This window comes from Rhizobium changzhiense (assembly GCF_013087625.1).
Classification (GTDB): domain Bacteria; phylum Pseudomonadota; class Alphaproteobacteria; order Rhizobiales; family Rhizobiaceae; genus Rhizobium; species Rhizobium sophorae.
The window spans coordinates 92,663-115,087 of record NZ_JABFCQ010000008.1 but is presented as its reverse complement, the minus strand read 5'-3'; the positions used below and the strand labels follow the sequence as shown (position 1 = coordinate 115,087).

18 protein-coding genes are annotated in these 22,425 nt (G+C 62.2%); 5 read left to right on the top strand and 13 right to left on the bottom strand.

Translation table 11 applies throughout. The features are described 5' to 3' along the window. Nucleotides 1–37 precede the first annotated feature (37 nt). Entirely contained in the window at nt 38–1,336 is a 1,299-nt protein-coding gene (locus G9X68_RS29270) for an adenylosuccinate synthase (RefSeq protein WP_171605368.1), read from the bottom strand. Between the two features lie 191 nt (nt 1,337–1,527). Here G9X68_RS29270 and G9X68_RS29265 point away from each other — a divergent pair, with 191 nt between their 5' ends. Further along, nucleotides 1,528–2,445 (top strand): DMT family transporter, encoded by a 918-nt coding sequence (locus G9X68_RS29265; protein WP_171605367.1) that lies wholly within the window; start codon nt 1,528–1,530, stop codon nt 2,443–2,445. Between the two features lie 23 nt (nt 2,446–2,468). Here the strand turns inward: G9X68_RS29265 and G9X68_RS29260 are convergent, their stop codons facing one another. From G9X68_RS29260 to G9X68_RS29230, 7 genes are all read right to left on the bottom strand, one after another. Continuing rightward, nucleotides 2,469–3,317 (bottom strand): GNAT family N-acetyltransferase, encoded by an 849-nt coding sequence (locus G9X68_RS29260; RefSeq protein WP_171605366.1) that lies wholly within the window; start codon nt 3,315–3,317, stop codon nt 2,469–2,471. 283 nt (nt 3,318–3,600) lie between these two features. After that, the gene (locus G9X68_RS29255; RefSeq protein ID WP_171605365.1) at nt 3,601–5,418 is read right to left on the bottom strand and encodes a putative bifunctional diguanylate cyclase/phosphodiesterase; all 1,818 of its coding nucleotides are present in this window, start codon (nt 5,416–5,418) and stop codon (nt 3,601–3,603) included. A 132-nt stretch (nt 5,419–5,550) separates the two neighbouring features. Beyond that, complete coding sequence (locus G9X68_RS29250; protein WP_171605364.1) at nt 5,551–7,335, bottom strand: dihydroxy-acid dehydratase; 1,785 nt, start codon at nt 7,333–7,335, stop codon at nt 5,551–5,553. Beyond that, nucleotides 7,332–8,243 (bottom strand): NAD(P)-dependent oxidoreductase, encoded by a 912-nt coding sequence (locus G9X68_RS29245; RefSeq protein ID WP_171605363.1) that lies wholly within the window; start codon nt 8,241–8,243, stop codon nt 7,332–7,334. Before G9X68_RS29245 ends, G9X68_RS29250 begins: the two co-directional genes overlap by 4 nt. A 201-nt stretch (nt 8,244–8,444) precedes the next feature. After that, nucleotides 8,445–11,645, bottom strand: coding sequence for an efflux RND transporter permease subunit (locus G9X68_RS29240; RefSeq protein WP_027663841.1), 3,201 nt, complete (start codon nt 11,643–11,645; stop codon nt 8,445–8,447). A gap of 119 nt (nt 11,646–11,764) precedes the next feature. Further along, nucleotides 11,765–12,955, bottom strand: coding sequence for an efflux RND transporter periplasmic adaptor subunit (locus tag G9X68_RS29235; protein WP_138386780.1), 1,191 nt, complete (start codon nt 12,953–12,955; stop codon nt 11,765–11,767). Between the two features lie 46 nt (nt 12,956–13,001). After that, entirely contained in the window at nt 13,002–13,814 is an 813-nt protein-coding gene (locus tag G9X68_RS29230; protein ID WP_029872452.1) for an alpha/beta hydrolase fold domain-containing protein, read from the bottom strand. A 162-nt stretch (nt 13,815–13,976) separates the two neighbouring features. On the opposite strand from G9X68_RS29230, the gene G9X68_RS29225 reads away from it, so the two are divergent. Next, nucleotides 13,977–14,888 (top strand): LysR family transcriptional regulator, encoded by a 912-nt coding sequence (locus tag G9X68_RS29225; RefSeq protein ID WP_171605362.1) that lies wholly within the window; start codon nt 13,977–13,979, stop codon nt 14,886–14,888. 282 nt (nt 14,889–15,170) lie between these two features. Here G9X68_RS29225 and G9X68_RS29220 read toward each other — a convergent pair whose 3' ends face one another. Beyond that, on the bottom strand, nt 15,171–16,073 hold the full coding sequence (locus tag G9X68_RS29220) for an SDR family oxidoreductase (RefSeq protein ID WP_171605361.1): 903 nt from the start codon (nt 16,071–16,073) through the stop codon (nt 15,171–15,173). A 79-nt stretch (nt 16,074–16,152) separates the two neighbouring features. Further along, nucleotides 16,153–16,893: an SDR family oxidoreductase gene (locus G9X68_RS29215; RefSeq protein ID WP_171605437.1), complete on the bottom strand. Its 741-nt coding sequence runs from the start codon at nt 16,891–16,893 to the stop codon at nt 16,153–16,155. 118 nt (nt 16,894–17,011) lie between these two features. On the opposite strand from G9X68_RS29215, the gene G9X68_RS29210 reads away from it, so the two are divergent. The 3 genes from G9X68_RS29210 to G9X68_RS29200 are packed head-to-tail and all read left to right on the top strand — an operon-like array spanning nt 17,012 to nt 18,945. Next, entirely contained in the window at nt 17,012–17,920 is a 909-nt protein-coding gene (locus tag G9X68_RS29210) for a LysR family transcriptional regulator (protein ID WP_171605360.1), read from the top strand. A 39-nt stretch (nt 17,921–17,959) separates the two neighbouring features. Beyond that, entirely contained in the window at nt 17,960–18,274 is a 315-nt protein-coding gene (locus tag G9X68_RS29205) for a hypothetical protein (protein ID WP_171605359.1), read from the top strand. A 53-nt stretch (nt 18,275–18,327) separates the two neighbouring features. Then, nucleotides 18,328–18,945, top strand: coding sequence for a DNA-3-methyladenine glycosylase (locus G9X68_RS29200; protein WP_171605358.1), 618 nt, complete (start codon nt 18,328–18,330; stop codon nt 18,943–18,945). A gap of 58 nt (nt 18,946–19,003) precedes the next feature. On the opposite strand, the gene G9X68_RS29195 is transcribed toward G9X68_RS29200, so the two are convergent. Genes G9X68_RS29195 through G9X68_RS29185 form a run of 3 tightly spaced genes read right to left on the bottom strand, consistent with a single transcriptional unit; the run spans nt 19,004 to nt 22,224 of the window. Next, nucleotides 19,004–20,545, bottom strand: a complete 1,542-nt coding sequence (locus G9X68_RS29195) for a DHA2 family efflux MFS transporter permease subunit (protein ID WP_171605357.1) — start codon at nt 20,543–20,545, stop codon at nt 19,004–19,006. Continuing rightward, nucleotides 20,538–21,767 carry an HlyD family secretion protein gene (locus G9X68_RS29190; protein WP_171605356.1) on the bottom strand — a complete coding sequence of 410 codons (1,230 nt, stop codon included), beginning with the start codon at nt 21,765–21,767 and terminating at the stop codon, nt 20,538–20,540. The genes G9X68_RS29195 and G9X68_RS29190 overlap by 8 nt, the downstream gene beginning before the upstream one ends. Beyond that, complete coding sequence (locus tag G9X68_RS29185; RefSeq protein WP_171605355.1) at nt 21,760–22,224, bottom strand: MarR family winged helix-turn-helix transcriptional regulator; 465 nt, start codon at nt 22,222–22,224, stop codon at nt 21,760–21,762. Before G9X68_RS29185 ends, G9X68_RS29190 begins: the two co-directional genes overlap by 8 nt. Nucleotides 22,225–22,425: the final 201 nt, after the last annotated feature.

Sequence of the window (22,425 nt, the reverse complement as noted above, 5' to 3'; positions counted from 1 at the left end):
TACCCTACCGAACCATCCTCCACAGTGACCCGTGAGCTTAATCCTCAAATGGATCGGTCACAAGTATCGTGTCATCCCGCTCCGGGCTGGTGGAAAGGAGCGCGACAGGCGCCCCGATCAGCTCTTCGACCTGGCGAACATATTTGATCGCCTGTGCAGGCAGGTCCGCCCAACTGCGGGCGCCGACGGTCGATTCCTTCCACCCTTCCAGCGTGATGTAGATCGGTTCGACCCTAGCTTGCGCTCCCTGGCTTGCGGGAAGATGATCAATCTGTTCGCCGTCGAGCATATAGCCGACGCAGATCTTCAATTCCTCGAGACCGTCGAGCACGTCAAGCTTGGTGAGCGCGATGCCCGTGATGCCGTTGGTGGCGACCGACTGGCGTACGAGTGCGGCGTCGAACCAGCCGCAGCGGCGCTTACGCCCGGTCACAGTACCGAACTCATGCCCCTTTTCGCCCAAGAACTGGCCAATTTCGTCGGTGAGCTCGGTCGGGAACGGGCCCTCGCCGACGCGCGTCGTATAGGCCTTGGTGATGCCGAGGATATAACCGAGCGAGCCGGGTCCCATGCCGGAACCGGCTGCCGCCTGGCCGGCCACCGTGTTCGAGGAGGTCACGAAGGGATAGGTGCCGTGATCGATATCGAGCAGGCTGCCTTGCGCGCCTTCAAAGAGGATGCGAGCACCCTTGCGGCGCTCCTTGTCAAGGAAGAGCCAGACCGTATCACGGAAAGGCAGTACCCGATCGGCGATCGAGGTCAGTTCGTCCATGATCGCCTGGTGGCTGATTTCGGCAACGCCAAGGCCGCGGCGAAGCGCATTGTGATGCGTCAGGATACGGTCGACCTTGCCGGAAAGACTCTCGAGATCGGCAAGATCCATGACGCGGATGGCGCGGCGGCCGACCTTGTCTTCATAGGCCGGACCGATGCCGCGGCGCGTCGTGCCGATCTTGGTGCCGCTGTTCGACGCCGCATCCTCGCGCATCGCGTCGAGCTCGCGGTGCAGCGACAGGATGAGCGTCGCATTGTCTGCAATGCGCAGATTGTCAGGCGTGACCATCACGCCCTGCGCCTCCAGCCGGCCGATCTCGGCGATCAGCGCATGCGGATCGACGACGACACCGTTGCCGATGACGGCCATCTTGCCCGGGCGCACGACGCCGGACGGCAGCAGTGAGAGCTTATAGCTCGTGCCGTCGATAACGAGGGTATGGCCGGCATTGTGTCCGCCCTGATAGCGCACAACGATATCCGCACGCTCCGAAAGCCAGTCGACAATCTTGCCCTTGCCTTCGTCACCCCATTGCGAACCGACCACGACTACGTTCGTCATCCAACTCTTCCTGTTACCGGCGCGGAACCGCGCACCTGCTCAAACCCGCGCATCTATAGAGCTTTGTTTTTTGGAAAGCGACCCTGTTGTCACAGTAGATTGGGCTTTTTACGTGACAAATCAGCAGCCGACAGGCTATTTCCCGTCACAAAACGCCGCTCGGCGATCGCGGAAAGACGGGAAGAACGCTCTTGCAAGCCACGGCCTATATCTGCCTCGTTGTCGCCACCCTCTGCTGGGGCGGCAATTCCGTCGCCGGCAAACTCGCGCTCGGGCATATCAGCCCGATGATGCTGACCTTCCTGCGCTGGTTCCTCGCCGTCGCGATGATCGCCGCAATTTCGGTACCGCAGCTGCGGAAGGACTGGCCGGTGGTGAGGAAGAACCTGCCGCTGCTCCTCTTCTACGGCGTCATCGGCTACACCCTTTTCAACGCCATGCTTTATTCGGCCGTGCAATATACGACCGCGATCAACGTCGCCATCGAGCAGGCCGGCATCCCGATGCTGATCTTCCTGCTGAATTTCATGTTCTTTCGTACCGGCATCTCGCTGGCGCAATGTCTCGGCTTCGGCATGACGCTGATCGGCGTCGCTCTGACCGCCGCGCATGGCGACCTCGCAACGCTGCTGCAACTCAGCCTCAACCGCGGCGACGGGCTGATGCTGATCGCCATTGCCGCCTATTCGGTCTACACGATCTTCCTGCGCTGGAAGCCGCCACTCGACTGGCGCACGCTGATGGCGGTCCCGGCGCTCGCCGCCATGCTGACCTCGCTGCCGCTGCTCCTCTGGGAGGCCGGGCGGGGTGCCGCGCAGTGGCCGGACCAGGCCGGCTGGGTCATCACTCTCTACACGGCGATCTTCCCCTCGCTGGTGGCGCAAATCCTCTATATCAAGGGCGTCGTGGCCATCGGCGCCAACCGGGCCGGCCTCTTCATCAATCTCGTGCCGGTGTTCGGAACGCTGCTCTCCGTCGCCCTGATCGGCGAGCAGCTGCAGTCTTTCCATGTGATCGCACTGGTGTTGACCTTGGGCGGCATCGCGATCGCCGAAAAGGGCCGTCCGAAAGCTTCATCGCCGACCGTGCCCGCCTCACCCATGGATTAAAGCCTTCCTGGTCGGGAAAGGCTTTAACCAAGCTCCAGCGTCGTCACGCCGAAGACGTGCTTCAGTGGGATGGCCGGTGCCGGTCCGCGATACATGCGTGTCGTCTCGAATACCGGTTGAAGACCGATGCCTTCGACAAGCGCGACCGCCTCGCGGTTCCCTGCGGGAATGTCGATGAAGACCGCGGCCCCCTTCGCCTCGGGGATCAATTCGGCAAGCAGCGCCGCGGCGCTGTCGGCATCGTTGGCAAAGAGCGGGCCGATCTTGTAGCCCTCGTAGCAGCGGCGGATCGTGCCGTAACCGCGGATCTTGTGGCTCTTGCGCACCACCGCCGAACGACGGCCCTTGCGGGCGGTGCACCAGGCGGCGAGAAAGGCATCCCGCGGCTGCGGAAAGATCGCCGAATCATATCGCTGCAGGCCTTCGAGGCGTGAATCCAGCACCGGCTGCGCGGCAAGCGTGGAGACAGGCAAGGAAGTAGCGACACCACCGTAACGAATGGTGGAATAGGCGGGTTCGAAGCCGGCCTTGCGGTAGTTGTCCTGCTGTGCGGCAACGCCGTCGAGACCGATCGTGCGGTCTCCCGCGCTGGCGATGCCCGTCGCCCAGATCGCCTTGCCGTAACCCTTGCCGCGAAAATCGGGATGGACGATGTAGAGGCCAAGGAAGGCAAAAGTGTCGCCATATTTGACGACCGAGATCGAACCGACGGGAACTTCACCGATGGAGCCGACGAAAAATCCCGACGGATCGGCCTCGTTGAATGCAAGCGAATCGTCGAGGCCAGGGTTCCAGCCTTCCTGACGCGCCCATTCGAGCACGAGTTCCAGTTCGCCGGGCCGCATCGAACGAACGGCAAATTCCGAATTCATGCAACTTTCCCAGATTGAATGTCCCGCAAGTCCATCCCGGCAACGGCAAAGCAATTGTCAGGCCCCAGCTCCCGATTGCACCTGCGAACGATGGAGAGCCGCGCTCATGGACTTGACGACGCGTATAATCATTTTTCGATGCAATACAGAAAGCTTCGTTTCCGCATTACCATGAAACAATGCCGTTGCAAGCTCAAGAAAATTACTTGCGCCTCAATTATCTTCCAGCCGATGCGAATAAAAAGCCGCACCGAAGGTCGCCCGTGGACAGATCATCTGCCATTCAGCTGCCCATTGCGGTCTTCTGCTTTTCGATCCCGCTCGTCGTCGATGAGAAAAGACGGTCTGTCTCGGCCGCCGGTGCGGGATAACCGAACGCATAACCCTGCAGACCGTCGCAGCCGAGCTGCGCCAGCACGACGGCATGCGCCTCGGTCTCGATGCCCTCGGCGATCACCTCGACATCGAGCGCCTTGGCGATTTCCACGATCGAACCCACCACGCGCCGCTGCTCGGCCGAGCTGACGACCTCGGTGACGAGCTGCCGGTCGATCTTTAGCCGCTTCGGCCGCAGCTTGACGAGACCGATGAGCGAAGCATGGCCGGATCCGAAGTCGTCGATCTCGATGTCGATGCCCATCTGTTTGATATCGCCGATATGATCGAGCAGTTTTTCGTCGCTGTCGTCGAGGAAGATCGTCTCGACCAGCTCGAAGACGATCACGCCGGGCGGGATATCGAGTTTCCTCAGCTTGTCCAGCAACGCCGGATCGGCAAGGCGCGACGCCGAGATATTGACGGCGATGCGTGGAACCGCAATGCCGCGCAACAGCCAGAACAGCCGGTCTTCGAGAACGCTCTTGAGGATCGCCGCGTCGATCTCCGCCGCAAGTCCGTGCTCGTCGGCGATCTTCAGGAATATGCCGGGGGCGAGCACGCCCTTCTCGGGATGTTTCCAGCGCGCCAGCGCCTCGAAGCCGATGACCTCCCGGGTTCGGGCGTCGAGCTGCACCTGATAATAGGGAAGGATCTCGCCGCGCTCCAGCCCGAGCTTCAGCTCTTCGGCGAGGCGACGCTTGGAGCGCAAATCCTCCTGCAATTGCCGTGTGAAGAATTCGACGCGGTTGCGCCCGAGCTTCTTGGCCTGGTAGAGCGCCAGGTCGGATTCGGCAAGCAGGTTGCGCGCCCGCCGATCGCCGCTCCAGGAAACGCCGATCGAGGCGCCGGATTGCAGCATCTCCTGGCCGAAGCGGATCTTCTTCCGCAGCCGGCGCTGGAGCTCTTCGGTGATCAGCTTCAGCTCAGTGAGATCGGTGAAATTGACCAGCACGATGACGAATTCATCGCCGCCGACACGGGCGACCATGCCATTCGCAGGAATGGCAGCGGTGATGCGAAGGGCCGCGGCCCTGAGCACGGCGTCGCCTGCCGCATGACCGTGGCTGTCGTTGATCTGCTTGAACTGGTCGAGGTCGAGATGCAAGACGCCAAGCGTGGTGATGCTCTTGTCGGCCGGCAGCTCCGCCAGCCGCTTGTCGAGAAGGCGCCGGTTCGGCAGGCCGGTGAGATAGTCGTGATCGGCGACATGCTCGATGCGCGCATTGCTTTCTTCCAGCGCCAGCGCCCTCGCCTCGGCCACCACCTTCTGCCGCGCCAGCTCCGCATTGAGCAGGACGTCGGCGGTCACATCCCATTCGGCGCCGATGAAGGAGGGCAGACCTTCCGCATCGACATAGAAATGCGCGCGCGAACGCAGATGGCGAATTTCGCCGCTCGGCAATACGATCCGGAATTGTGAGTTATAGGCGCCGCGCGTCGCGATCGCCTGCTCGAAGTCGCGTTCGGCCCGCTCGCGATCATCGGGATGGATGGCGTTCGACCAAAGCGAGGCCGGCACCAGCCGGCAAGTCTCGCCGGTTTCGTAGAGACGATGCATCTGCGCATCCCACAAGATCCCGTCCTGCTCGATGCTGTGCTCCCAGACACCGATCCGGGATGCATCGAGCGCGAGTTCGAGCCGACGCAGAAGATCCTGAAACTCGTGTTCGGATCGTGTGGCTTTTTTCTCTGGCAACGCGGTCCCAGCCTTAGAAGCTTGCATAACGGCAATATGGTCTCAAGCCGGCATTAATGAAGCCTTGTCCAGATGACCGAACTAGTGACTAGGTGAACTGTTCGTTACGAACTTTCCCCTTTTGGATCAAAGGACTTGCAGTCTGCAGCGCCTTCAAGATCAGTGGTTGTGCCGCGGCGGGTTTTTTGCGATCTGGCGGAATTCCGTCGCTCCCTCCAGCACCGCACCGTCCGACAATTGCGTAACCGAGCGGCGATAGATCTGCTGCCATGGCGTCGCATCCGCCGGCACTGGTGGGATGCCGTCGCCCTTGCGTTGTTCGATCTCGGCGTCCTCGACCAACATGTCGCAGCGCCCGTGGTTGAAGTCGATGCGGATGATATCGCCGGTACGAAGCCAGGCAAGGCCGCCGCCGGCAGCACTTTCCGGAGAGGCGTTGAGGATCGATGGACTGTCCGCCGTGCCCGATTGGCGGCCGTCGCCGATCGTCGGCAGGCTGCGGATGCCGCGCTTCAGCAGATGATCCGGCGGCTGCATGTTGACGACCTCAGCCGAACCCGGCCAGCCGATCGGCCCGGCGCCGCGGATGACGAGGATGGTATTTTCGTCGATGCCGAGTTCGGGATCGTTGATGCGCTTGTGATAGTCCTCGGAACCGTCGAAGACCACCGCCCTACCCTCGAAGACGCCTTCGCGCCCGGGTTCCTCAAGATAGCGCCGGCGAAAATCCTCCGAGACCACGCTCATCTTCATGATTGCGAAATCGAAGAGATTGCCCTTGAGAACGAAGAAACCCGCCCGCTCCTTCAGCGGTTCAGCGAACGGCGTGATGACCTCACGGTCACGCGCTTCCTTGCCCTCTAGGTTCTCGGCCATCGTCCTGCCCGTCACCGTGCGACAGTTGCCATCGAGCTTTCCAGCCTGCAGCAGTTCCCACATGATCGCCGGCGTGCCGCCGGCACGATGAAAGCGTTCGCCGAGATAGGCGCCCGCCGGCTGGACATTGGCCAGCAGCGGGATATCGAAACCATGCACCTGCCAGTCATCGGGATGAAGTTCGACGCCGGCGTGCTTCGCCATCGCGGCCAGATGCGGCTGCGCGTTGGTCGAGCCGCCGATCGCCGAATTGGTGCGGATCGCATTGAGGAAAGCCTCGCGCGTCAGGATATCCGACGGCTTCAGATCCTCGAATACGATTTCGACGGCGCGCCGCCCGGTGCGGTAGGCCATCTGGCCGCGTTCGCGGTAAGCGGCCGGAATGGCGCCGCAGCCGGTCAGCGAAAGGCCGAGCGCCTCGGCCAGCGCATTCATCGTCGAAGCGGTGCCCATCGTATTGCAGTGGCCGACGGAAGGCGCAGAATCGAGCGCAGCCTGAAGAAACTCTTCCCGATCGATCTCGCCTGCCGCATATTTCCGCCGCATCCGCCAGATCACCGTGCCGGAGCCCGCCAGTTCCCCTTCGTGCCAGCCGTCGAGCATCGGGCCGCCGGAGAGCACGATCGCCGGAATATCGACCGTCGAAGCTGCCATGATCGCCGAAGGTGTGGTCTTGTCGCAGCCGGTGGTCAGCACGACACCGTCGAGCGGATAGCCGTAGAGGATTTCGACGAGGCCGAGATAGGCGAGATTGCGGTCGAGAGCGGCTGTCGGGCGCTTGCAATTCTCGAAGATCGGATGGGTCGGAAACTCGATCGGAATGCCGCCGGCATCGCGAATGCCGTCGCGCACACGCTTGGCAAGCTCGACATGCACCCTGTTGCAGGGTGTTAGATCACTGCCGCTCTGGGCAATTCCGATGATCGGCTTGCCGGAGCGCAGCTCTTCCGGCGTGATGCCGTAATTCATGAAGCGCTCGAGATAGAGCGCCGCCATGTCGATATGATCGGGATTGTCGAACCAGTCCTGCGAACGTAGGCGACGCTTCGGCGAATGGCTGTCCGTCACTTCTTTCCTCCCGGCCGGGCATTCTTCTCTTCGAGATGGAGGAGCAGGCCGCTGTGATCCTTTTCGCCATTGCCATTGGCGACGAATTCGCTGAATTCGGCGTGCACCGTCGCAGTCAGCGGCAGCGACAGCGACAGAGCATTCGCCGTCTCCATGGCGGCGTTCAGATCCTTCAGCTGGTTGCTGGACGAACCGCCTGGGGTAAACTGCCGCTCGACCATGCGCTTGCCGTGCAGTTCGAGGATACGGCTCTCGGCAAAGCCGCCGCGAATGGCGTCCCGGAAGGCCGCCTGCGAGCCGCCGCCCGCTTCGATCAGCATCATCGCTTCGGCGACGGCGCCGATCGTCACCGCGACGATCTGCTGGTTGGCAAGCTTGGCAAGCTGGCCCGCCCCGCTTGGGCCGACGCGGGTCACGCGCCCCATCGGCGCAAAGACATCGGCAAGCCCGTCGACCACGTCCTTGTCGCCGCCCGCCATGATTGCAAGCGTACCCGCTTCCGCCCCGACGACTCCGCCTGATACCGGCGCATCGACGTGATGGATGCCGCGGTCGGCAAGCCTCGCCGAATGGTCGCGGGCGAAATGCGGGGCGATCGAACTCATGTCGATGACGGTTGTGCCAGGCGTCATCGCATCGGCCGCTCCGCGGTCGAACAGCACGTCCTTCACCGCTTCGGCGTTGGTCAGCATGGTGATGACGACGTCGGCACCCGAAACGGCATCATCAGGTGTTTTAGCACAAATCGCGCCGTCTCCCGCAAGCGGCTCAGCCTTGCCGGGATCGCGATTCCAGACGGTCACGGCAAAGCCCGCGCCAAGCAGCCGGCGAGCCATCGGCGCCCCCATCAGGCCGGTGCCGAGAAAGGCGATCCGCCTGCCGTCATGACCTTCTCTCGAACTCGTCATTCAGTCCTCCCAACTGTTGTCCGTCTTTGATAGTCCCCTCGCCCATCGTTGCAAACCGTTTCGACGGACGTAACGCATTTTTGTCAGATGCCAGGGCCTTGTCCGAAGGCCGCGCACATTTCGGCCTCACGCCCTGAAAACATACGGGCGAGAACCGAAGTTCCCGCCCGATTTACTCGACAAAGGAAGGTTGAATTCCGTTTATTCCGCCGCGAGCCGGATGACCTCCGCCTCTTCTTCCTTGTGTTCGTCCGGCTTGTGCTGGATGAGCGGACGGTTGCCCGTCAGCCGCCGCAGCAGCACGTAGAACACCGGCGTCATGAAGATGCCGAAGAAGGTCACGCCGATCATGCCCGAGAAGACCGCGACACCCATGGCCGCGCGCATTTCCGCGCCGGCGCCGGTGGAGACGACGAGCGGCACGACACCCATGATGAAGGCGAGCGAGGTCATGAGGATCGGGCGAAGGCGAAGGCGGCTGGCTTCGATCGCGGCCTCCCGTGGCGTCCTGCCCTCGAACTCCAATTCACGGGCGAATTCCACGATGAGGATCGCGTTCTTGGCGGATAGGCCGACAAGCACCACGAGACCGATCTGGGTGAAGATGTTGTTGTCTCCACCGGTGAGCCAGACGCCCGTCAACGCGGCCAGTACGCCCATCGGCACGATCATGATGATCGCAAGCGGCAGCGTCAGGCTTTCATACTGGGCGGCCAGCACCAGGAAGACGAGCAACAGTGCCAGGGGGAAAACGACGATGCTCGAATTGCCGGCCAGGATCTGCTGATAGGTCAGATCCGTCCATTCGAAGTCGATGCCCGCAGGCAGGGTCTCGTGAAGGATCTTCTCGATTGCCGCCTGCGCCTGACCCGAAGAGAAGCCCGGTGCCGGACCGCCGTTGATATCGGCGGCAAGGAAGCCGTTATAGCGGTTCGCGCGTTCCGGACCGGTGCTCGGTTCCACCTTCAAAAGGGCCGAAAGCGGGATCATCTCACCCGATGCCGACCGGACCTTCAACTGGCCGATATCTTCCGGCTGGGCGCGGAATTTCGCATCGGCCTGCACACGGACGCTGTAGGTGCGGCCGAAGGCGTTGAAGTCGTTCACATAGAGCGAACCGAGATAGATCTGCAGCGTCTGGAAGACATCGGTGACGGAAACCCCGAGCTGCTCGGCCTTGGCACGGTCGAGATCGGCATAGAGCTGCGGCACGTTGATCTGGAAGCTGGAGAACAGCCCGGCGAGCTCAGGCGCCTGGTAGGCTTTTGCAAGGACGGCCTTGGTCGCCTCGTCGAGCGCCTGGTTGCCTAGGCCGGCACGATCCTCGATCTGCAGCTTGAATCCGCCCGTCGTGCCGAGGCCATTGACCGGCGGCGGCGGGAACATGGCGATGAAGGCATCCTGGATGACGCCAAACTTCTGGTTCAGCGCCATGGCGATTGCGCCGCCTGAGAGATCAGGCGTCTTGCGCTCTTCGAAGTCCTTCAGCGTCACGAAGACGATGCCGGCATTCGAGGAGTTGGTGAAGCCGTTGATCGACAGGCCCGGGAAGGCGATCGCATTGGCAACGCCCGGCTGCGCCAGCGCGATGTCGGTCATGCGCTTGATGACGTCTTCCGTGCGGTCCAGGCTTGCGGCATCCGGCAACTGGGCGAAGCCGATCAGATACTGCTTGTCCTGCGACGGCACGAAGCCGCCGGGGACCGTGCTGAACAGGCTGTAGGTCGCACCGACCAGTGCCAGATAGATCACCATGACGATGCTCTTGCGCGACAACAGCCCGCCAACGCCCTTGCCGTAGGCATTCGAGCCCGCGCCGAAGACACGGTTGAAGCCGCGGAAGAACCAGCCGAAGATAGCGTCCATGAACCGCGTCAGCCAATCCTTCGGCTGATCATGGCTCTTCAGGAGAAGGGCTGCCAGCGCCGGAGACAGCGTGAGCGAGTTGAAAGCCGAGATGACGGTCGAAATCGCAATCGTCAGCGCAAACTGGCGATAGAACTGACCCGAAAGACCGGAGATGAAGGCAAGCGGCACGAAGACCGCGACGAGCACCAGCGCGATCGCGACGATCGGACCGGAGACTTCCCTCATCGCCTTGTAAGTGGCAGCCCGCGGCGACAGGCCTTCCTCGATATTGCGCTCGACGTTTTCGACCACCACGATCGCGTCGTCGACGACGATACCGATCGCAAGCACCAGTCCGAACAGACTGAGCGCGTTGATCGAGAAGCCGAAGACATACATGACCGCGAAAGTGCCGATGATCGATACAGGAACGGCGATCAGCGGGATGATCGAGGCGCGCCACGTCTGCAGGAACAGGATGACGACCAGGACGACGAGCGCGATGGCTTCGAGCAGCGTGTCGATGACCTTCTCGATCGAGGCCCGCACGAATTTCGTCGTATCGTAGACGATCTCGTATTTGACGCCCTCAGGCATGGCGAGCTGCAGCTGATCCATGGTCGCGTTCACATTGTCCGCGATCTCGATCGCGTTCGAACCCGGCGCCTGAAGGACGGCGACGGCGACGGCCGGCTTGCCGTCGAGCAGCGAACGCAGCGTGTAATCCGCAGCACCGAGCTCGATGCGGGCGACATCGCGAAGGCGGGTGATCTCGCCATTGGCGCCCGTCTTGACGATGATGTTGCCGAATTCCTCGGGCGTGCGCAGGCGGCCCTGGGCATTGACGTTGAGCTGCAGGTCCACACCGGGCTGGCTCGGCGATGCGCCGATGATACCGGCGGCAGCCTGGATGTTCTGGGAACTGATCGCGCTGCTGATGTCGCTGGCGGCAAGATTGTGCTCGGCGGCCTTCTGCGGGTCGATCCAGACACGCATGGAATAGTCGCCGGCGCCGAAAACCTGCACCTGACCGACGCCTGCGATGCGGGCGAGCCGATCCTTGACGTTGAGGGTCGCGTAATTGCGAAGATAGGTGATGTCGTGATTGTTCCCGTCGGAGACGAGGTTGACGACCATGATGAAGTTGGGTGAGCTCTTGACTGTCGTGATGCCGAGCGAACGGACTTCCGCCGGCAGGCGCGGTTCGGCCTGCGAAACGCGGTTCTGTACGAGCTGCTGCGCCTTGTCGGGGTCGGTGCCGAGCTTGAAGGTGACGGTGACGTTGAGCACGCCGTCCGATGTCGCTTGGCTGGCCATATAGAGCATGCCTTCGACGCCGTTGATCTGCTCTTCGAGCGGCGTCGCCACCGTTTCGGCGATGACGCTTGGGTTGGCGCCGGGATAGGTAGCGCGCACGACGATCGACGGCGGCACGACCTCCGGATATTCGGAAATCGGCAGCGCGCGCAGGCCGATCAGGCCGGCAACCAGGATGAGGACCGAAAGAACGCCGGCAAAGACCGGGCGGTCGACAAAGAATCTGGAGATGTTCATATCAAAGCCCTCTCCGGGGTGAACATGGATGCAAAGTCCCTCTCCGGCGGTTTGGGAGCCGCCGGCGAGTCGTATCATTTCGAGTATGGGCCCTCCCCCTCAGGGGAAGGCGAAAGTCTTTACTGCGCGGTCGCGACCTTCTCTTCCATCTGAGGCGCGACGACTGCGCCTGGACGGATGCGCTGCAGACCGTTGACGACGATCTTCTCGCCGACGTTCAGGCCGCCTTCGACCACCCGCTGACCGTCAGCCACTGTGCCGAGCTGGACCTGCCGATAGGCGACCTTGTTCTCGCCATCGACGACGAAGACGAACTTCTTGTCCTGGTCCGTGCCGACGGCGCGGTCACTGATGACGATCTTGTTCTCGGCCTTCGGCTGGCCCATGCGCACCCGCACGAACTGGCCGGGGATGAGACGCCCGCCCGGATTATCGAAGACGGCGCGAACGCCGATCGTGCCGCTTGATGCATCGACCTCGTTGTCGATCAGTTGCAGCTTGCCCTTGATCGGCGTGCCGCTGTCGGTCAGCGTGCCGACTTCGACCGGGATCTGCTCGACGGGAGGCAGGGCGCTGTCCGTCTGCGGAAGCTGGGCGAGCGCCCGCGTCACCATCTCTTCGCTGGCATTGAAGCTCGCATAGATCGGATCGACCGAAACGAGCGTCGTCAGCGCCGGCGAGGTCGAACCGGCCGCGACGAGGTTACCGGCAGTCACCTCGATCTTGCCGATGCGGCCGGAAACCGGAGCCCGCACTTGAGTGTAATCGAGATCGAGCTGCGCAGACTGCAGGGCAGCCTGCGCCGAACGCAGCCCCGCCTGAGCCTCAGCCAGCGAACTCTGGCGCTGATCGAGATCGCTCTGGGAGATGGTGCGGTTGTCGGAAAGCCTGCGGCCGCGATCGAGTTCGGTCTGCGCCAGGCTGACCTTGGCCTCGGCCGAAGCGACCTGGCCTTGCGCCTGCGCCACGCTCGCCTGGTAGGGAGCCGGGTCGATGGTGAAGAGCAGGTCGCCCTGCTTGACCAGCGCCCCTTCGCGGAACGCCACCGAAAGGATGGCGCCGGCGACACGGGAACGCACCTGCACCCGGTCGACCGCTTCGAGACGGCCGGAGAAACTTTCCCAGGCCGTCACGTCGCGCGCCGCGACGACGGCAACCGTCACCGGCACAGCGGGAGCCTGCGCGGGGGCGGAAGCGGCCGTGGCGGTCGTGCTCATCGGCAATTCGAAAAACAATGCAGCGCCGGAAATGGACGCAACAAGCCCTATGCCGGCGCCCATCAGGGCCCAGCGCTTACTTCTGGACGTCATTAGTACTCTCCTTGCGGCTCTAGGCCGCCGAAATATCAGGTCTTCTTCAATGCAATTGCGGTTGGACGCTTACCTCCCGAAGGAAGCTTCCGAAATGACGGCTGACGTTTTCCTGCCAGTCGGGCGCTCCGTCGGATTTCCCACCATAAATCGAGGGCCAGCCCGTCCCGGCGGGAAGGACATGCTGGCGCACACCGACGCCGGCCTGTTTCAGGCGGACACCGTAACCAATCGTTTCGTCGTGCAGAGGATCATCCTCCGCGGTGAATATCAGCGCCGGCGCGACGCCTGAAATACGCGAACAGAGGCAAGGCGCCGCATAAGGATGGCAACCGCCGCCGCTCAGATAGTGGCTCCAACCTTCCGTCCAGCGCTGGCGCATGCCGATGGCTTCAGCCTTGCGGATCGAGGAAGTGCCCATGAAGGGATCGAGCAGCGGCGAAATCAGAACCTGGCCGTCGAGCGCGTCCGGCATCTGGTCGCGCGCCTTCAGCGCCACGCCGGCGGCAACATTGCCGCCCGCCTCCTCGCCGGCGACGAAGAGCAGCGACTTGCGGTCGCCGAGACCGGCGCGCTTGTTGGCGAGATAGGTGAAAACGGAGAAGGAGACTTCCAGCGCCTTTGGAAACAGATTGCCGGAAAGGCTGCTGTAATCGGCGGCAACGACGATGGCGCCGGCCTTGGCGAGGCTCATCGCCACCGGCCGGTCTACGTGTTTGTCGCTATCCAGAAACGCGCCGCCATGCAGGTAAAGCACGATCGGCGGACCCTTGCCGTAATCGGCGCCCTGGTAGATGCGTGCGGAAACGGGGCCGATGGCCACCTTATCCAGCATCATATCTTTCCATTCCACCGTCATGCTTCCGGTCTCTTTTGTCGGCCACAAGCAGACAACGTCCGCCGCTTGCATTTTCTACAAAAAAGATATTGTTATTCCAACCAGGGAATAAGAAGCTATAACGCGATAACACTGTTCCAGATCTCGAACAATGGTGCAACGCAAACTGCGGATTTGAAACCGATGGATCAGCTCTCGGCAATGCGCGTCTTCATTCGTGTCGTGGAGACGGGCAATTTCACCCGCGCCGCCGACATGCTCGCCATGCCCAAGGCGACGGTGACCAATCTCATCCAGGGCCTGGAAGCGCATCTGCGCACCAAGCTTTTGAATCGGACCACGCGCCGGGTCATGGTGACCACGGACGGTGCGCTTTATTACGAACGCGCCGCCCAGATCATTTCGGAACTGGAGGAGCTCGATGGCAGCCTTTCCAATTCGCAGAGCTTGCCGAGCGGACGGCTGCGTGTCGAGATGGCCGGCGCTTTCGCCGATTGGATCGTCGTTCCGGCACTTTGCGATTTCTATCAGCGTTATCCCGATATCCGTATCGACCTTGGTGTCGGCGACCGCACGGTCGATTATCTTGCAGAAAATGTCGATTGCGCGCTGCGGGCCGGCACGCCGGCCGACCAGTCGCTGATTGCGCGGCGCGTATCCGAAGTCGAGATGATCACCTGCGCTTCGCCGGACTACATCCAGAAATTCGGTATGCCCGAGCGGCCGGAGGATCTGGAGGCGGATCATTACACCGTCAACTATTTCCGCGCCCAGAACAACCGGACGCTGCCCTTCGAATTCCGCCGGCACAACGAGGTGATCGAGACCAGTCCGCGTTACATCGCCTCGGTCAACGATAGCCGCACCTATCTGACGGCTGCGCTGACGGGCCTCGGCATCGCGCAGGTACCGATCTTCATGGCGCGCGAGCCGATGGCAAAGGGCGAACTTGTCCGCGTGCTGCCGGACTGGCGTCGCGATCCGCTGCCGCTCTATGTCGTCTATCCGCCGAACCGCCACCTCAGCAACAAGGTCCGCGTCTTCGTCGACTGGCTGGTGAAACTTCTGGTCGAGGCAAGACTGAACGACGGTTGAGCGCCGAGACAAATACGGCCCGGAAGGCAAGGGAAACCTTCGACGGGCCGCAATCTGCAACTTTGAACATCAAGCCTGTCGCACTGTAGCAAGGGCGCGGCAGGCTCTGGAGGTTCGCAAAGAGAGCGGCAGGGAATTCCACTCTCTCGCGATAAGGCAGATATACGCACTCCCCGCAGGATTATAAGGGAAAATTCCGCAATCGCGTTCACATATTTGCGATGACGGCTTGGCTCCTATGTTCCCGCGCGGTCGTCCCCGCGCGCGGTGACGGACGGGGTTTCAATTCCCGACGGCCGGCTTCAGCAAGTCCTCGAGGCCGATGCGGCGGAACAGTTCCGCCCGGACACGGTCGGCGACGCCGTTGACGATCTCCGCGCCGTCCTCGGACGGATCGATATGGACGCGGAATGGCCGGGTGCCGAACGGCTTTCCGACGACATCGACGACGGCCGCGGCAACCGCGCCGGCATCGGCGTCGGCAGGTTCGAGCGCTGCCAGACCCCGCAGTGCCTGTTCCGGCACGCCCTTGTAGGGTCCTTCATTGTATTCGGCAGCGCAGGCCGTATCATCGGGCGAGCCGGAATGGGCGAAATGGTTGGTGCCCTTGGTGAAGGCGCCGGGCACGATGATCGAGGTCTCGATGCCCCAGCGGGTAAGCTCGCCGGCATAGGAAACGGCAAGTGAATCCATCGCCGCCTTGGCGGCGAAATAGGGCGAGAGGTAGGGAGGCGTGCCGCCGCGGCTGCTCGACGACGATACCCAGACCACCAGGCCCTTGCCCTGCTTGCGCAGATAGGGGAGTGCCGCGCGGTTGACGCGCTGGATGGAGAGCACGTTGATGTCGAAGAGTTCGGCGAACTGCTCCGGCGTGAAGGCTTCGGCCGGGCCGAAGGACATATGGCCGGCATTGTGGATGATGACGTCGAGGCGACCCGCATCGGCGATGATCCTGGCGATGCCTGATACAACCGACGCGTCGGAGGCGACATCGAGTTCGACCCAGCGCAGATCGACGCTGTTATCCTTGGCGAATTCAGCCGCAGCGGCGACGGCGGGAGCGTTGCGGCCTTCCGTGGCGCGCATGCCGGCATAGACGGTGTGGCCGGCCTTGGCGAGCGCACGGGCGGTGAGAGCGCCGAAACCGCTGGAAGCGCCGGTTATGACGATGACTTGCTTGCTCATGATCCTATTCCTTCTGGATTCGATTGGTTGATTGAGGAACGAAATTCGGATGAGCGGCGGCCGGAAGCCGCCGGCTTCGTCAGATCACGCCGCCATTGGCGCGCAACGTCTGGCCGTTGATCCAGCCGCCGTCCGGGCCGGCAAGGAAGGCAACCGCAGAAGCGATGTCTTCCGGTGTGCCGAGGCGTTCCAGCGGGTTCATTTTCGCCGTGCGGGCGATGAGTTCGTCCGACTTGCCGTTAAGGAAAAGCTCCGTAGCGACCGGACCGGGCGCGACGGCGTTGACGGTGATGTTGCGGCCGCGCATCTCCTTGGCCATGATTGCCGTCAGCGTTTCCACCGCAGCCTTGGTAGCGGCATAGACACCGTAGGTTTCAAGCTTCAGGCCGACGACGGATGTCGAGAAGTTGACGACCCGGCCGCCGTCGCGCAGACGCTTGGCTGCCTCGCGCAACGTATTGAAGGTGCCCTTCAGATTGACGCCGATCTGGCGATCGAAATTGGCGTCATCGGCCTCGGCAAGCGAAGAGAGCATCATGATGCCGGCATTGTTGACGAGCACATCGACGCCGCCGAAGGCGGCTTCAGCGGCATCGAACATGCGACGGACGGCTTCGGCATCGCTGACATCGGCTTTCGCCGTCAGCGCCTTGCCGCCGGCCTGCTCGATCTTCTTTGCCAGTTCCTCGGCCGGAGCGGCATTGCCCGAGTAATTGATGACGACGGTGAAACCATCCTTGGCGAGGCGCTCGGCGACCGCTGCGCCGATGCCGCGGGACGAGCCGGTCACCAATGCGACCTTGTTTTTGTTGGAAGCGATTGTCCTTCTCCTTCATCTGCGCCGCAGCGCGTTTTCGATGAGGAGAAGATGCGCCTTTTCCTTTTGCGGATAATCGGGCATTCTTCGGCATCACTATCCGGGAATTACGAACAAACAGATGGACAGATTTGACGCCATGCGCGTGTTTTGCCGTGTCGTTGAACGCCGCAGCTTCACGCTTGCCGCCGAGGACACCGGCCTGCCGCGCTCGACCGTGACCGATGCGGTCAAGGGGCTGGAAGCCCGCCTCGGCGTGCGCCTGCTCCAGCGCACGACGCGCCATGTCAGTCCGACGCTTGATGGCGACGCCTATTACCAACGCTGCCTGTCGATCCTTGCCGATATCGAGGGGGCCGAAGGGGCTTTCGCCGGCGCGAAGCCGAAGGGCATGCTGCGTGTCGACGTGCACGGCACGCTCGCTCGCCATTTCGTGCTGCCAAGCCTGCCGTCCTTCCTGGAGACCTATCCGGAGATCGAATTCTACATGAGCGAGGGCGATCGGCTGGTCGATCTCGTGCGTGAGGGAATCGATTGCGTGCTGCGCGTCGGCACGCCGCAAGACAGCGACATGGTCGCCCGGCGTGTCGCCATGCTCGATGAAGTGACGCTCGCCTCTCCCGCCTATATCGCCCGCTACGGCCTGCCGCAGCATCCCGACCGGCTTGCCGGCCATCGCATGGTCGGCTTCCACTCCAGCGGCACCGGCAGCCTGCTGCCGCTCGAATTCACCGTCCGCGGCACGGTGCGTAACATCACCATTCCCGCCACCGTCGCGGTCAACGCCGCCGAAAGCTATATCTCAGCGGCGAGGATGGGCCTCGGCATGATCCAGATCCCGCGCTATCACGCCGAAGAAGATCTTGCCGCGGGAACGCTGGTCCAGATACTGCAGGATTTTCCGCTGACCCCGACACCGGTTTCCTTGCTTTACCCCCGCAACCGCCAGCTTTCGCCACGCGTGCGCGTGTTCATCGACTGGCTGGTGAAGGTCTTTGCTCGACAAAATTCCGAAAACGCGCTTCACTAAATTGCGCCTTGCTAATATGAGCGCCCTCGGAGAACGGCCATGGCACTCAACGATATCACCGTCTACCAGACGGAAGACGGCTTCGTCGTCGAATTCGGCGGCGAAGGCGAAGACAGCATTGCCGTGACGCTGCGGAGCACACCTGAGCTGAGATCGGAAAATGCTATCCTGCGGGCCAAGGCGCTGCTTGCCGCAGCGATCGAACCGGCCCACAGCGACGGCGCACGCAGCAAGGATCCCGCTTTGCTCGAAGAAGAACTGGAGGAAGGTCTGGAAGATTCCTTCCCGGCGAGCGACCCGGTCTCGGTCACATCATCCTCGATCCCGATGCGCGATCCGAATGCCGGCCGCTGATGTCTCTGGCCGAAAAACATGACGCGGTTTCGGGATGACGGCGAGCGCGCCGAATGTTATCTGCGTCGACCATGACCGATGGTGGAATTATATCAGGTGCGATCGGCGCCGGCCCGCTCTCCGGCGAAAGCCTCAGGAAGTTTTTCGAGCGCGATGCGATCGCCGTCTCTCGCGACCTGCTCGGCTGCCATCTGACCGTGGACGGCGTCGGCGGACGCATCACCGAGACCGAAGCCTATTTCCCCGATGACGAGGCTTCGCACAGCTTCCGCGGCCCGACTAAACGCAACGGCGCCATGTACGGCAAGCCGGGCAACGTCTATATCTACCGCATCTACGGCATGTACTGGTGCCTGAATTTCGTCTGCCATCCGGGCTCGGCTGCTCTCATCCGCGCCCTGGAGCCGGAAACGGGAATTCCTCAGATGAAGGAGCGGCGCGGCACCGATATGCTGACGGCACTCTGCAGCGGTCCTGGCAAGCTCTGCCAGGCGCTTGGCATCGATATCGCGATCAATGACAGGCTGCTCGATTGCTCGCCCTATGCGATCGCGCCGTCAGCACCCGTGCCGATCGTCTCGGGAAAACGCATCGGCATCACGAAAAATGCCGAAGCACCATGGCGCTTCGGCATTCAGGGATCGCGTTTTCTCAGCAAGCCGATTCGCTAAAGCAATTCCAGGAAAAGTGCGAAGCGGTTTTTCGTCCGGAATTGCGCGAATCTGGAGTTCATTCCATCACCGCGCTGTGGTCGACGGCGGGTACTGCCTTCGGCTTGCGCAGCAGCAGCACCAGCGGAATGACCGCAAGCGACATCAGCATCAGCAGCTTGAAATCGTCCATATAGGCGATGATCGTCGCTTGCAGCGTGATGATCTCGTTGAGCGAGGCGCGGCCGGCCGCCGTTACCGGGCTGAGCCCCTGCGCAGCCACCGCATTGAAGGCGTGGTTGAACGGCGTCACATAGGCCGCGATCGATTCATGATTGCTCTGCGTGTTCTCTACGATCAGGGCCGAGACGATCGAGATGCCGACCGCCGAGCCGATGTTTCGCGACAGGTTGTAGAGACCGGTGCCGTCGCCGCGCATATGGGCGGGCAGCGTGGAAAAAGCGATCGTCGTCAGCGGCACGAACAGAAAGCCGAGGCCGGCGCCCTGGATGAAGCCGACCGAGACGATCGTCCATTGCGAGACGTCGGGTGTCCAGCCGGTCATGTCGTACATCGCCCATGCGGTGAGCCCCAAGCCGAGCGCCAGCAACGCGCGCGTATCGACCTTCCCGACCATCCGCCCGACGATGAACATGCAGAGCATGGTGCCAAGCCCCCGCGGCCCCATGACGATGCCCGCGGTGATGACGGGATAGCCCATCAGCGTCTGCAGATAGGGCGTCATCAGCGCCAGTGAGGCGAGATAGGTAATGCCGACCACGAAGATGAAGATCATGCTGATCGAGAAGTTCTGGTCGAGGAACAGCTTCGGGTTCACGAAGGATTTCTCCGCCGTCAGCGTATGCACGATCAGCAGATAGAAGGCTGAGGCGCAGATCAACGCCTCGAGCATGATCTCACCGGAAGAGAACCAGTCGAGCTGCTCGCCGCGGTCGAGGAAGAGCTGCAGCGAGGCGATGCCGAGGCTCATCATCCCGAAACCGAACCAGTCCAGTTTGGCCAGCAGATCCCTCTTGGTCTCGGTGACGAAGACGACGATGCCCATGAAGGCGAGCGCCCCGATCGGCACGTTGATATAAAATACCCAGCGCCAGCTGATATTGTCGGTCAGCCAGCCGCCGATGACAGGCCCAAGCACCGGCCCGACCATGACCGAGACGCCGAAAAGGGCCATAGCCGAGCCGCGCTCCTCGACCGTATAGATGTCGAGGAGGATGCCCTGGGAAAGCGGCACCAACGACGCGCCGAACAGGCCTTGCAGCAGGCGGAAAGCGACGATCTGGTTCAGCGATTGCGCCAGGCCGCAGAGAACGGAGGCCGCCACGAAGCCGGCAATGGCGACGAGCAGCACGCGTTTGCGGCCGAACTTGGCGGCGAGGAAGCCCGACGGCGGCGTCATGATTGCCGCCGCGACAATATAGGAGGTCAGCACCCAGTTGATCTGGTCGGCAGAGGCCGACACGCTGCCCTGGATATAGGGCAGTGCCACGTTGGCGATCGTCGTGTCCAGCGCCTGCATGATGACGGCGAGAATGACGCAGGCCGTGATCGCACCGCGATTGGCAATCGGCGTCGCCGGAGAAACGGGAGCGTTACTCATGATCCTTGCCCTGAGGCCGGCCCAGAAGCGTGTTGACAAAATCAGGCAGGCCGCGGGCATGACCAGTCTCGACATCGACCACCGTGCTCATGCCGACGCGCAGCGGCGGCTTGCCGTCGGCGTCCTCGATGCTGACGCGCATCGGAATGCGTTGCACGACCTTCACCCAGTTGCCGGTGGTGTTCTGCGCCGGCAGCAGCGAGAAGCTGGAGCCGGAGGCCGGACTGATGCTCTCGACCTTGCCCTTCCATGTCACGCCGGGATAGGTGTCGACATAGATCTCGGCCGTCTGGCCGGGCTTGACGTAGGTAAGCTCGGTTTCCTTCGGGCTGGCGGCGATCCACAGATGGTCGGTGGCAACAAGCGAGAAGGCCTGCTGCGAAGCCTGCAGGAAGGAGCCCACCTGCAGCGCGTTGACATTGGTGACGATACCGTCGAACGGCGCCTTGACGACACTGTGGTCGAGTTCGCGCTGGGCACTGTCGACATTCGATTTGGCCTGCAGATAGAGCGGGTTCTCTTCGACCGGCTGGTCGGCAGAGCCGCCGAGCTGGGCGAGCGTCGTTGCGGCTTCCGCCTTGGCAACGGCAACCTTCTGCCGAGCGGCATCCAGATTGTGCTTGGCCTCGTCATAGGCCGACTGCGTCGCGCTGCCATTGTTGACCAGGTTCTGCTGCCGGTCGAACTGATCCTGGTAATAGGGAATGTCGGCTTGCGCCTGCGTGATCTCGGCGAGCGACTGCTGGTAGCTCGCCTTGAGATTCATGATCTGGTTGCGCTGCGCGCCGAGCTGCGCCTTGGCGCCATCGAGCGCAATCTTGAAGGAATCCGACCGCAGGCTGAAGAGCACCTGCCCCGCTTTGACCGCCTCGTTCTCATGCACGTTGATCTGGTCGACGATACCCGAGACATCGGTGGTAAGCCCGACCATGTCGGCCTGGATATAGGCGTTGTCGGTCGACATCACCTGGCCGCCATTGACGTAATAATAACCGCCGACGACGAGCGCCACCGGCAGCAAGGCAAACAGGATCGGCCGCGTGAGACTGCGCCGGCGGCGGACCTTGTTGCCGCCAGGCGCAGCCACGGCGGCAGCCGGCGCTGAATTGGATGAAGGCGCTTCGGCTACCGTTTCCTGCTGTTTCGCTTGCGTTTCTTCGACAGGAGTCTCGGTCTTGGCATTGGCGTCGGCAACGACGCGGAGGGGGGATTGATCAGCCATCGTTCGTCTCATTCTCGTCAACCGGGCTCCGGCATGCCTGAACCAGGTTCGTCTTCATTACGGATAGGATGTGGAAAAGCTGCTCGCGCTGCTCGGCCGAAACACCTTGCAGCGCTTCCGCGCGGGTGGTGTCACCGAGCTCGCGCATTTCGGCAAGCAGCGGGTGCGCCTCATCGCACATATAAAGCAACCAGATACGCCGGTCGGTCGGGTGCTGGCGGCGCTCGATCAGCCCGCGCTCGGCGAGCTTGTCGAGAATGCGCACCAGCGTGATCGGCTCGACTTCGAGGATTTCGGCAAGGCCGCCCTGATGGATGCCTTCGTTATTCGAGAGATAGGCAAGCGTCTGCCATTGCGACCGGGTCAGCCCAAGGCACTTCGCGCGCTGCTCGAACCGCTTGCGCAGCAGCCGTGCGACGTCGTGGAGAAGGAAACCGAGGGTCGGAGTGGCGTTCATGAAAACCTGTGACCGTTATTTATAAGCATCCTTATAATATCGGTAGATATATTGAGCATGTGCACTGCACAAGGGCATGGACGGTAGATTCAGCAATGGCGGCTAAAATGCCGCGGACCGGTCAATCATACCCTGCAGTTTCCCCTTTCGCCGTTTACAAGCGCCAGATGGTAGCCGCGGCCCGGCTCCGCCCTAATTCTG

What these genes read in the sequence shown, in the direction of transcription:
- G9X68_RS29270 (WP_171605368.1), bottom strand. Translation starts at nt 1,336, where the DNA reads ATGACGAACGTAGTCGTGGTCGGTTCGCAATGGGGTGACGAAGGCAAG.
- G9X68_RS29260 (WP_171605366.1), bottom strand. Translation starts at nt 3,317, where the DNA reads ATGAATTCGGAATTTGCCGTTCGTTCGATGCGGCCCGGCGAACTGGAA.
- G9X68_RS29255 (WP_171605365.1), bottom strand. Translation starts at nt 5,418, where the DNA reads ATGCAAGCTTCTAAGGCTGGGACCGCGTTGCCAGAGAAAAAAGCCACA.
- G9X68_RS29245 (WP_171605363.1), bottom strand. Translation starts at nt 8,243, where the DNA reads ATGACGAGTTCGAGAGAAGGTCATGACGGCAGGCGGATCGCCTTTCTC.
- G9X68_RS29240 (WP_027663841.1), bottom strand. Translation starts at nt 11,645, where the DNA reads ATGAACATCTCCAGATTCTTTGTCGACCGCCCGGTCTTTGCCGGCGTT.
- G9X68_RS29235 (WP_138386780.1), bottom strand. Translation starts at nt 12,955, where the DNA reads ATGACGTCCAGAAGTAAGCGCTGGGCCCTGATGGGCGCCGGCATAGGG.
- G9X68_RS29230 (WP_029872452.1), bottom strand. Translation starts at nt 13,814, where the DNA reads ATGACGGTGGAATGGAAAGATATGATGCTGGATAAGGTGGCCATCGGC.
- G9X68_RS29225 (WP_171605362.1), top strand. Translation starts at nt 13,977, where the DNA reads ATGGATCAGCTCTCGGCAATGCGCGTCTTCATTCGTGTCGTGGAGACG.
- G9X68_RS29220 (WP_171605361.1), bottom strand. Translation starts at nt 16,073, where the DNA reads ATGAGCAAGCAAGTCATCGTCATAACCGGCGCTTCCAGCGGTTTCGGC.
- G9X68_RS29210 (WP_171605360.1), top strand. Translation starts at nt 17,012, where the DNA reads ATGGACAGATTTGACGCCATGCGCGTGTTTTGCCGTGTCGTTGAACGC.
- G9X68_RS29205 (WP_171605359.1), top strand. Translation starts at nt 17,960, where the DNA reads ATGGCACTCAACGATATCACCGTCTACCAGACGGAAGACGGCTTCGTC.
- G9X68_RS29200 (WP_171605358.1), top strand. Translation starts at nt 18,328, where the DNA reads ATGTTATCTGCGTCGACCATGACCGATGGTGGAATTATATCAGGTGCG.
- G9X68_RS29195 (WP_171605357.1), bottom strand. Translation starts at nt 20,545, where the DNA reads ATGAGTAACGCTCCCGTTTCTCCGGCGACGCCGATTGCCAATCGCGGT.
- G9X68_RS29190 (WP_171605356.1), bottom strand. Translation starts at nt 21,767, where the DNA reads ATGGCTGATCAATCCCCCCTCCGCGTCGTTGCCGACGCCAATGCCAAG.
- G9X68_RS29185 (WP_171605355.1), bottom strand. Translation starts at nt 22,224, where the DNA reads ATGAACGCCACTCCGACCCTCGGTTTCCTTCTCCACGACGTCGCACGG.